At 32.7% G+C, this 2,476-nt stretch carries 2 protein-coding genes; both read right to left on the reverse strand.

Annotated features, from left to right (window positions below):
* Nucleotides 1-178: 178 nt before the first annotated feature.
* Nucleotides 179-775 carry a hypothetical protein gene (locus L1S34_RS14690; RefSeq protein ID WP_236364837.1) on the reverse strand — a complete coding sequence of 199 codons (597 nt, stop codon included), beginning with the start codon at nt 773-775 and terminating at the stop codon, nt 179-181.
* Nucleotides 776-1,003: 228 nt separating this feature from the next.
* Nucleotides 1,004-1,492, reverse strand: coding sequence for a hypothetical protein (locus tag L1S34_RS14695; protein WP_236364838.1), 489 nt, complete (start codon nt 1,490-1,492; stop codon nt 1,004-1,006).
* Nucleotides 1,493-2,476 lie beyond the last annotated feature (984 nt).

Genomic DNA, 2,476 nt, shown 5'->3' on the forward strand with positions numbered 1-2,476 from the left:
ATTGTTAATTTTTGGTACTGACGTCTTTCAAAATGGCATATAACGTTCCCGCGCTACAAGCAGTTTGAGACTAAATTAAGCCCTATTTTCGGATTTGCCAAATCTACTAAATACAAAACCATATTTAAATTAAGCCTATTACCCAAATTGCTTGTAGCGTGTGTTACCAGCTGTTTTTTTATTCTACTATTTGACAATTAATTTCATAAGGTTCTTTTGGGAAACCATATAAAATCATCTTTTGTTTGTCTACATATTTTATAGGAATTAGTTTGTCAAGATAATTATCTATATAAAGTGAAACAAATAGCGTTTCATTTAGTTTTTCAAGTACAATTCTACTTCCTTCTTTATTCAAACGTTTGTTTATTTCTTGTATAACTGGCGAGTCCAAAACCTCATTGAACCTAAGATTAACTTTTTCTCCATTCCAATTAAACTCAAACTTTAAATTCTGAATTTCACTTTCTGTTAATTCAGTTTCTGTTGCTTTTAGTTTTTCGTAATCATTTTCGAATATACAATCTTCAGTTATAGACTTTTCATCGCTTAAAACTTTGTGAATTTTTCCATTTCTAAAAAATCTAATTCGATTTTGATTAATAAATTTATGTTCTGTTTCGCTTAGCTTTTCATTTCTGTTTCCGTTTTTTATTAGACAGATTTTATCATTTTTTTCAACAACAAAATAATCAATGATATCTTCATCAATCTGAATAATCTCCGAGTGTCCGTAATGATCTGCAGTTTTAATAAAAAGCCAATTTTCTTTCATATGCGATTCTGTAAAATAGCTGGTAACGTTCCGCTGCCTGTGGTCTGTTGTGGGAATTCGTGACCAGAGTATTTTCGGATTAACTAAAATATGTTTGCGAAACGCTAATTCCACTAAACCCCACAATAGCCACAGACAGCTGTTATAAGGCGGTTTTATTGTCGGTTTCGTGTTTCCACCGATATTAAGGAAACACATTTTTAAATTAAATTATTATGTTAAATTATTTTAAGTCGGTTTTATGCAAAATAAAAAATTACTTGTATCGAAGTAAACACCGAAAAAATTTAAAATATTTAGAACGCTATCAATTGCAACAACGATTGCCCCAAAAACAAGCCAACGATTTAGACGAACGAGAGCAGAAGCTTGTTTCCTCTGTTCATTCTGGATACTCTCATATTCAGTTTCTTTCTTTAGGTTTTCGGAATTTTGCTTCGCGTAACCGCCGTTTTTTATAAAAAACATACCTTCGAAAGAAATTTGGTAAAAATAATTTGTTCTTGGAGTATTAAATATTTCGTCTGTTGTGTTTTGAGAACTTTCATTTACATAACCATCTTTCACTAATTTAAGTAAAGCTGAATGAAATGTAGAGCTCTCAATATCTTTTAAAAATTCTGAATTTTTGTTTGCATCGTTTTTCATATATGCAAATTCACAATATTCTGTAATTAATAGATATTTAAGTAACTCATCTAATATTTTCAATTCCATATTTATTTATTATTACCGTTCTTCTAAACTGCCTTATAACGTCCCGACGCCTCACGCCGTTGCGAACTTCGGACCCGATTATTTTCCACCAAATATAAATAAACTTGCGAAACGAAAGCGTCAATTTAGGAGAAAATTCGCAATGGCTTGAGACGGCTGTTATAGGGCGGTTGAATAATTTGCAGTTTCTGCTTTTAGGTTTCCACTTTTCAAGCTTCTTTTTTCGGTTTTCCGCTTTTCAGTTTTTGCTTTCAGGTTTCTGTTTTCATGTTTCTGTTTTCAGATTTCTGTTTTCAGGTTTCTGTTTTCAAGTTTCTGTTTTCAAATTTCTGCTTTTCAAATTTCTGCTTTTCAAGTTTCTACTTTTCAGGTTTCTACTTTTCAGGTTTCTGCTTTTCAGGTTTCTGCTTTGCGATAAAAGTGGACAATGATCTCGAATTCAAAGCTGTTTATCTGCGTAAATTCCGCAACTGCCCTATAACGTCCCGCCGCCTCATGCCGTTGCGAACTGCGGGACCGATTAGTTTCGGCTAAGATAAATAAACTTGCTAAGCGAAAGCGTCAATTTAGGAGAAAATTCGCAATGGCTTGAGACGGCTGTTATAGGGCGGTTGAATATTTTAAAGTTTCTATTTTTAAGATTATGCCTTTCAAGTTTCGCTTTTCGGTTTCCGCTTTCAAGTTTCGTTTTTCAGATTTTGCTTTTCAGATTTTGCTTTTCAGATTCTGCTTTTCAGATTCTGCTTTTCAGATTCTACTTTTCAGATTCTGCTTTTCAGATTCTACTTTTCAGATTCTGCTTTTCAAGTTTCGCTTTTCGGTTTCCACTTTCAAGTTTCTGCTTTTCAGATTTTGCTTTTCAAATTCTGCTTTTCAAGTTTCGCTTTCAAGTTTCTACTTTCAAGTTTCTACTTTCAAAAACTCTAGCGGAAGATTAATTTATTTCTAATTCTTAATGTCTGCGTAAATTCGCAACTGCCCTAT

It is taken from the genome of Flavobacterium sp. K77 (assembly GCF_021608205.1).
Lineage (GTDB): Bacteria > Bacteroidota > Bacteroidia > Flavobacteriales > Flavobacteriaceae > Flavobacterium > Flavobacterium turcicum.

Bases quoted from the DNA above. Each gene is read 5' to 3' on its own strand.
- L1S34_RS14690 (WP_236364837.1), bottom strand. From the start codon at position 775: ATGAAAGAAAATTGGCTTTTTATTAAAACTGCAGATCATTACGGACAC.
- L1S34_RS14695 (WP_236364838.1), bottom strand. From the start codon at position 1,492: ATGGAATTGAAAATATTAGATGAGTTACTTAAATATCTATTAATTACA.